6 protein-coding genes are annotated in these 8,187 nt (G+C 73.9%); all 6 read left to right on the plus strand.

The window, feature by feature from the left end:
* Positions 1 to 78: 78 nt before the first annotated feature.
* Positions 79 to 2,676: a ricin-type beta-trefoil lectin domain protein gene (locus rosag_RS22805; protein WP_284352491.1), complete on the plus strand. Its 2,598-nt coding sequence runs from the start codon at positions 79 to 81 to the stop codon at positions 2,674 to 2,676.
* A 165-nt stretch (positions 2,677 to 2,841) separates the two neighbouring features.
* The gene (gene rplS, locus rosag_RS22810; RefSeq protein WP_284352492.1) at positions 2,842 to 3,234 is read left to right on the plus strand and encodes a 50S ribosomal protein L19; all 393 of its coding nucleotides are present in this window, start codon (positions 2,842 to 2,844) and stop codon (positions 3,232 to 3,234) included.
* A 37-nt stretch (positions 3,235 to 3,271) separates the two neighbouring features.
* A complete protein-coding gene (locus rosag_RS22815; RefSeq protein ID WP_284352493.1) occupies positions 3,272 to 3,964 on the plus strand; it encodes a ribonuclease HII in 693 nt (230 codons plus the stop codon).
* 54 nt (positions 3,965 to 4,018) lie between these two features.
* Complete coding sequence (locus rosag_RS22820; protein WP_284352494.1) at positions 4,019 to 4,849, plus strand: SDR family oxidoreductase; 831 nt, start codon at positions 4,019 to 4,021, stop codon at positions 4,847 to 4,849.
* Positions 4,850 to 5,140: 291 nt separating this feature from the next.
* Positions 5,141 to 5,782, plus strand: a complete 642-nt coding sequence (locus tag rosag_RS22825) for an OmpA family protein (protein ID WP_284352495.1) — start codon at positions 5,141 to 5,143, stop codon at positions 5,780 to 5,782.
* A 313-nt stretch (positions 5,783 to 6,095) separates the two neighbouring features.
* Positions 6,096 to 8,174, plus strand: a complete 2,079-nt coding sequence (locus tag rosag_RS22830) for an alpha-1,4-glucan--maltose-1-phosphate maltosyltransferase (RefSeq protein WP_284352496.1) — start codon at positions 6,096 to 6,098, stop codon at positions 8,172 to 8,174.
* The last annotated feature ends 13 nt before the right edge of the window (positions 8,175 to 8,187 follow it).

The following is an 8,187-nucleotide window of genomic DNA, read 5'->3' on the forward strand; positions in this document are numbered from 1 at the left end:
TGTGAGGTGACCGCCCTCGACACCAGTCGACGGGCGCCGTCCTGCTTGTGGGTCCCCGAGCTCGGAGAACTTCGTTTGATGGTCCGACGCGTTCTTGCTCCCGTCGCCACGCTGGTGGTGACGGTCCTCGCCGCTTGCCAGGGCGATCTCCCCGCGCCCGTGGCGCCCGACCTCCTCGCGACGTCGTCGCTCGCCGGCGCGCCGCGCCTGGCCCGGAGCCCCGCCGCGAACGAGGTCGTCCCGGGGCAGTACCTGGTCGTCTTCCGCGCGGGCGTCGCCGACGGCAACGGCCGGTCCGAGGCGAAGGCCGCAGAGAAGATCGCGCGGGCCCGGAAGCCCGCGAAGCTCAAGCACACGTACTCGGCGGTCATCAAGGGCTTCGCCGCCGAGCTGTCGGACGAGGACGTCGCGGCGCTGCGCGCCGATCCGGACGTCGCCGTCGTCGAGCCGGATCCGGTCGTGCGCATGGCCGGCTCGCAGGCCGGCGCGACGTGGGGCCTCGACCGCATCGACCAGGCGTCGCTGCCGCTGAACGGCACGTACAGCTACGGCAACGACGGCTCGGGCGTCACGGTCTACATCCTGGACACCGGCATCAACACCGGGCACGTCGAGTTCGGCGGCCGCGCGGTGGCCGGCTACGACGCGATCACCTCGGGCGGCGGCGCGGCGGACTGCAACGGCCACGGCACGCACGTCGCCGGCACGGTGGGCGGCGCGACCTACGGCGTCGCGAAGAACGTCCGCCTGGTCGCGGTGCGCGTGCTCGACTGCTCGGGCAACAGCGCGGGCTCGTCGCTGATGGCGGGCATGGACTGGGTGACGCGCCAGAAGCAGGCGAGCCCCAGCACGCCGATGGTCGCCAACATGAGCCTCGTCGGCGCGGCGTCGTCGTCGTTCGACCAGGCCGTGCAGAACATGATCAACGCCGGCGTCACGGCGGTCGTCGCGGCGGGCAACTCGTCGCTCGACGCCTGCACCGTGTCGCCGTCGCGCCTCCCCGCCGCGATCACGGTCGGCGCGTCCGACCAGACGGACGTCTACGCCTCGTTCTCGAACTACGGCAGCTGCGTCGACATCACGGCGCCCGGCGTCGTGATCACGTCGTCGTACATCGGCAGCACGACCGCCACCGCCGCGATGAGCGGCACCTCGATGGCGACGCCGCACGTCGCCGGCGCGGCGGCGCTCTACCTCGCCGCGAACCGGACGGCGACGCCCGCGCAGGTCTCGGGCGCGCTGGTCAACAACAGCGTCACCGGCCGCATCCTCTCGCTCGCCGGCGGCCAGACGAACCGCCTGCTCTCGATCGCCTTCCTCGGCGGCAGCGTCACGGAGCCCGCGCCGGTCCCGGCGCCGACGCCCGCGCCGTCCGCGGGCACGCAGACGAACCTGCTGTCGAGCGCGTCCGGCCTCGGCTGCCTCGAGGTCGCCAACGGCTCGACGTCGAGCGGCACGATCGCGACCGTGAACGCCTGCGCCTCGGGCGCGGCCCGGCAGACCTGGACGCTGCCGACGACCGGCAGCACGGGGATCGTCTCGGTCTACGGCGGCGCGCAGTGCCTCGACGCCTGGGGCGCCGCCGGGACGCCCGGCACGACGCTCGGCACGTGGACGTGCGTGCCGTCCGCGCCGAACCACCAGTGGACGCTGACCGCCGACGGCTACCTGAAGGGCCAGAACGGCCTCTGTGCGACGGTGAGCAGCGCCGGCGGGACCGTCACGCTGCAGAGCTGCACGGGCGCGAGCACGCAGAAGTGGACGCTGGGCGCGACGAGCAGCGCCCCGGCGCCGAGCTCGCCGACGACCTCGACGCCGACGGTGGGCGTGCCGCTGGTGGTGGCCTCGGGCGCCGGATGCCTGGGCTCGCAGGCCGGCTCGGCGACCAGCGCGGCGGCCGTCACGCTGGTCGGCTGCGTCAGCGGCGCGGCCACGCAGACCTGGACGCTGCCGGCAGTGGGCACCACGGGCCTGGTCACCCTCGGCGGCGGCGCGCAGTGCCTCGACGCCTACGGCGGCAGCGGCGCGGTCGGCACCACGCTCGGCACGTGGACGTGCGTGCCGACGGCGCCGAACCACCAGTGGACGCTGACCGCCGACGGCTACCTCAAGGGGCAGAACGGCCTCTGCGCCACGACGACGAGCGTGGGCGGCAGCGTCAGCCTCCAGCCCTGCACCGGGGCGAGCACGCAGAAGTGGACCACGGGCAGCGGCAGCACGCCCGCGCCGGCGCCCACGCCGGCTCCCGGCACGGGGACGCTGCCGACGACGCGCTTCGGCGCGACGCTCACCGGGGTGGGCTCGGGGCTCTGCCTGAGCGTCAGCGGCAACCAGGCGACCGCGAGCGCCGTGGTGCTGGCGGGCTGCCAGGGGCTCACGGGGCAGACGTGGAGCCTGGCGGGGCTGGGTGCGACGGGTGTGGCCTCGGCGTTCGGCGGGGCGCAGTGCCTCGACGCGTACGGCGGCAGCGGCGCGGTGGGCACGACGGTCGGCACGTGGACGTGCGTGGCGTCGGCGCCCAACCACCAGTGGACGCTCACAAGCGAGGGCTACCTCAAGGGGCAGAACGGCCTCTGCCTCGGCGTCCGCCAGGGCGCCACGGCCAGCGGCAGCCCCGTCGAGCTCCAGAGCTGCACCGGCGCCAGCCACCAGAAGTGGACCGCCACGCCGCAGTGACGGCCGACTGACCGCTTGCCGCGGGCGGTCGATCGCCCGCGGCGGGCCCGCTAGCGTGCGGCGCCCCAAGTAATTACGTTGCGATTCTCTTGTCCGTCCGCACCACCCGTATACCGATCGGGCCTGTCCTCCAGCCCGGAAGACCGCCAGCCCGAGGAGCGTCATATGCATCCGTTCATCGAGACCCAGAAGGAGTGGCTCCGCAGCGAGATCCCCGCGTTCCGCGCCGGTGACACGCTTCGCGTCAACGTGCGTGTGAAGGAGGGCGACAAGGAGCGCCTGCAGGCCTTCGAGGGCGTGTGCATCGCCCGCCGCGGCAGCGGCGTCAGCGAGACCTTCACCGTCCGCAAGATCAGCAACGGCATCGGCGTCGAGCGCATCTTCCCGGTGCACAGCCCGATGATCGGCAGCGTCGCCGTGGTCCGCCGCGGCCTCGTGCGCCGCGCGAAGCTGTACTACCTGCGCAACGTGACCGGCAAGGCGGCCCGCATCCGCGAGCGCAAGGTCGTCCGCCCGACGTCCGCCGGCGCGCCGGCCGGCGCCGCGCCGCAGGGCTGAGCCGCACCTCCACCGTCGCGCGCGAGCGCGGCCGGACGTGCGCTGGAGTGAACTCGAGCGGGCCGTGCGCGTGGCGCACGGCCCGCTCGTCGCAGGCGTGGACGAGGTGGGCCGCGGCCCGCTCGCCGGCCCCGTGGTGGCCTGCGCCGTCGTCATGCCCGCGGACGCGCGCGCGATCGGCGGCATCGACGATTCCAAGAAGCTCGACGCCGAGGAGCGCGAGCGGCTGGCGCGCCTGATCCGCCGCAAGGCGCTGGCGGTGGGCGTGGGCGCCGCGAGCGCCCGCGAGGTGGACGCGCTCAACGTCTACCACGCGACCACGCTCGCCATGCGCCGCGCGCTGGCGCGGCTGGGCGCCGGCCTGGGCGCCGCGCCCGACCACGTGCTCGTGGACGGGAAGCCGATCCGCACGCTGGGCGTCGAGCACACGGCGGTGGTCGGCGGCGACGCCCGCTGCTACGCGATCGCCTGCGCGTCGATCGTGGCCAAGGTGACGCGCGACCGGCTGATGCACGCGCTCGCGCGCCGGCACCCCGCGTATGCCTGGACCCGCAACGTGGGCTACGGCACGCCCGCGCACCTGGACGCGATCGCGCGCCACGGGCTGACCGCGCACCACCGGCGGTCGTTCTGCGCCCGCGCGCAGATCGAGCTCGCGCTGGAGGAGCCGCCGGCGGCGACGGAGGCGACGCCCGCGGCTGGCGAAGCGCCCGTCGCGCCGACAGAATAGCAGCGCGCGGCGCCCGCCCAGGGTGTCGTGCGCTTCTCTTTCACCCCCGCGCGCATGCCCGACACGTCCGTCTTCCGCCCCGGCCTGCTGGACGGGCAGGTCGCCCTCGTCACCGGTGGCGGCACCGGCATCGGGTACGGGATCGCCGAGCTGCTGGCGGGGCTGGGCGCGCACGTCGTGATCGCCAGCCGGAAGCCCGAGCACCTGGAGCAGGCCGCCGGCCAGCTGCGCGCCGCGGGCGGCGCGGTCTCCACGGTGGCGGTGGACGTGCGCGACCCCGAGCGCGTGCGCGCGATGGTGGAGCAGGTGACGAACGAGCGCGGGCGCATCGACCTGCTCGTGAACAACGCCGCCGGCAACTTCTACGCGCCATCCGAGTCGCTGTCGCCGAATGCCTGGAAGAGCGTGGTCGAGATCGACCTGTACGGCACCTTCTTCTGCTCGCAGGCGGTCGTGCCGGTGATGAAGCAGCAGGGCGGGGGGCGCATCGTCTCGATCTCGATGACGCTGCACTACCGCGGCTGGCCGCAGATGGCGCACGCGACGGCCGCCAAGGCGGGCGTGGACGCGCTGACGCGCACGCTGGCGGTGGAGTGGGCGCCGTACGGGATCCGCATCAACGCGATCGCGCCCGGCCCGATCCCCACCGAGGGGGTGCGGAAGGCGTTCACGCCGCCGGCGGACAGCGGCATCCCCGACGTCTTCGCGGCCGCGGACGAGGCGATGGCGCGCTACGCCCGGAAGGCGATCCCGCTGGGGCGCTGGGGTGCACCACGCGACATCGCGAACATGGTGGCGTTCCTCGCGTCGCCCGCGGGCGACTGGATCACCGGCGCGATCATGGTGGTGGACGGCGGCGAGTGGCTGTCGAAGGCCGGCGCGTGATCGCGAACTGACGCGAACCGTCGGCATTCCGGGGGAATGACGGCCCGCTGCCTGCCACTGGGCGGGGGCCGGCCGGCCGCGTGACGGCACCCAGCGCTTCCCGCGTGTCCCGCGTCACCGACCGGCCCGCACGACTGCCAGCACGGGTGATCGGAGTCACGCCGAGGGTTTTCCATGGACCGTACGTTGCCCTTGCGTCCTGCACGGAGACGGTCGGCGGCTGCTGACCTCCCAACGCGCTGTGCCGCCCGACGCACCGCCGTCACCACCAACTTCACGGGGATTCCAACTATGCGCTCCTTCCAGGTTCTGGTTCTGGGTCTCGCCGGCGCCGCCAGCCTCAGCGCGTGCGCGACCAAGGGCTACGTCAACCGCCGCGTCGACACCGTGGTCGCCACCGAGCGCGTCGCGCGTGAGAGCGCCGACAGCGCGCAGGTCCGCGACATCGCCGCCCTCCGCACGGATCTGACGGCGCTCCGCAACGACCTGCAGACGCTCCGCAACGAGTTCGGCGCGCGCATCACGGCGATGGAGGACCAGGTCAAGTTCACGATGCCGGTCCACTTCGCGTTCGACGACGCGTCGGTCCGCCAGGAGGACCAGGCGGCGCTGCAGCGCTTCGCGCAGGTCGCCAACAAGTACTACAACGGCGCCGCGATCACGGTCGAGGGCTTCGCGGATCCGGCCGGCTCGGCGCGCTACAACGCCGCGCTCTCGAAGCGCCGCGCGGACTCGGTGAAGGACTTCCTCGTCGCGCAGGGCCTGAACGACGGCCTCGTCAAGACGGTCGGCCTCGGTGAGAGCCGCCAGGTCCGTCCGGGCGCCGCGGGCAACGACGCGGGCGCGGAGCTGAACCGCCGCGTGGTGTTCGTGATCGAGTCGCCGGGCGTGGGTGCCGCGACGACCGCCGCGACGACCGCCTCGATGCAGTAAGGCCCAACGGAGGGACGTCGCGCGACGCTGCGCGGCGCCCCTCCGTTCGCACGACCTCCGCACGACCTCCGCACGACCCGCTGCACCGCGGCCCGTCCGCACCGCAGCGTACGACGCGCCCCGCCGGGCCTGAGCCCGGCGGGGCGCGTCGCGTGCGCGACGTCCGCGACGTGCGCGGATCGCACGCGTACGCGGTCTGCACTGGCGTCCGGCGTTCGCGGCGCCGCCCCGGTCGCGACGTCTTGGGGCGCCGCGAGGCGCCGCCCGGGTCCGATCCTTGATGGGGCGGCCGCACATGCACGATCCCGCGCACATGACCGCACCGAAGACGCCTCCCGCCCGCCGCGCCGCCCGCGCCGCCGCCCCCGCGGCCGGCGCCACCGCGAGCCCGCCCCGCATCGTCGTCGCCGACGTCGCGCCCTCCGTGGACGACGGGCGCTTCCCGGCCAAGCGCGTCCTCGGCGAGACGTGCGTCGTCACGGCCGACGCGTTCCGCGAGGGGCACGAGCTGCTGCGTGCGCGCGTGCGCTATCGTGGCCCGGACGGCGGCGCGTGGCGCACCGCGCCGATGACGCACGATCCCGACGCCGACCGCTGGACCGGCGAGTTCCCGCTCGACGCGCTCGGCGACTGGACCTTCACCGTCGAGGCGTGGACCGACGAGTTCGGGACGTGGCTGCAGCGGCTCGGCAAGCGCGTCGCGGCGCAGCAGCCCGAGGTCGCGACCGAGCTGCTCGACGGCGGCGCGCAGCTGCAGCGGGCCGCGCGACGCGCGCCCTTCGGCGCGGCGCGCAAGCGCCTCGAGGCGGCGGCCACGCTGCTGCTCGACACCGCGCAGCCGCTGGACGCGCGCGTCGCCGCCGCGACCGATCCCGCGCTCGCGACGCTGATGGAGGCGCACGCGCCGGCGAACGACCTCACCACCTACGACCGCGAGCTGCGCGTCTCCGTGGAGCGTCCGCGCGCGGCGTTCGCGGCGTGGTACGAGTTCTTCCCGCGCTCGACCGCCACGGAGCCGGGGCGCCACGGCACCTTCGCCGACGCGGAGCGGGTGCTGCCGCGCATCGCGGAGCTCGGGTTCGACGTCGTGTACCTGCCGCCCATCCACCCGATCGGCCGCACCTTCCGGAAGGGGAGGAACAACACGCTCACCGCCGAGGCGGACGACGTCGGCAGCCCGTGGGCGATCGGCAGCGAGCACGGAGGCCACACCGCGATCGAGCCGGCGCTCGGCACGCTCGAGGACTTCGAGCGCTTCGTCGCCCGCGCGCGCGCGCTCGACCTGGACGTCGCGCTCGACTTCGCGCTGCAGGTGTCGCCCGACCATCCCTGGGTGCAGGAGCACCCCGAGTGGTTCGTGAAGCGGGCCGACGGCACGATCGCGTACGCCGAGAACCCGCCCAAGAAGTACCAGGACATCTACCCGCTCGACTTCTGGTCGTCCGACCGCGAGGGGCTCTGGACGGCGGCGCGCGACGCGCTGCTGTTCTGGATCGCGCGCGGCGTGAACACCTTCCGCGTCGACAACCCGCACACCAAGCCGTTCGCCTTCTGGCAGTGGGTGATCGCCGAGGTGCGCCGCGCGCACCCGGAGGTCGTCTTCCTGAGCGAGGCGTTCACGCGCCCCAAGAAGCTGCTGCACCTGGCGAAGCTCGGCTTCTCGCAGTCGTACGGCTACTTCACGTGGAAGAACGAGGCGTGGGAGATCACGCAGTGGCTCGAGGAGTTCCTCGCGCCCGACGTGGTGGAGTACCACCGCGGCAACTTCTTCGTGAACACGCCGGACATCCTGCACGAGTTCCTGCAGACGGGCGGGCGCGGTGCGTTCCGCCTGCGGCTCCTGCTGGCCGGCACGCTGAGCCCCCTCTACGGCGTCTACAGCGGCTTCGAGCTGCTGGAGCACGAGCCGGTGCGCGCGGGCAGCGAGGAGTACCTCAACAGCGAGAAGTACGAGCTGCGGCAGCGCGACTTCACCGCGCCCGGCAACCTCGACGAGGACATCCGGCGGCTGAACCGCATCCGGCGCGCGGAGCCCGCGTTGCAGCGGCAGGACAACCTGACCTTCCACCGCTCGGAGAACGAGCAGGTGCTCTTCTATCGTCGCGCCGGCAGCAAGGGCGCGGCCGACCTGCTGGTGGCCGTGAACCTGGATCCCCGCCAGGCGCACGCGTCCATCGTGCACGTGCCCATCGCGGACATGAACATCGCGGACGACGAGCCGTACGAGGTGGAGGACCTGCTGACGGGCGCGCGCTACACGTGGCGCGGCGTGCGCAACTACGTGCGGCTGGATCCCGCGCACGAGCCCGCGCACGTGCTGCGCGTGGAGGCGCGGCCGCCGCGTCCGAAGGCCGCGAAGGCGACCACCGCGGGCGCCGGAGGCCACGCGTGACGGCGCCGACCGA

It is taken from the genome of Roseisolibacter agri, from assembly GCF_030159095.1.
Classification (GTDB): domain Bacteria; phylum Gemmatimonadota; class Gemmatimonadetes; order Gemmatimonadales; family Gemmatimonadaceae; genus Roseisolibacter; species Roseisolibacter agri.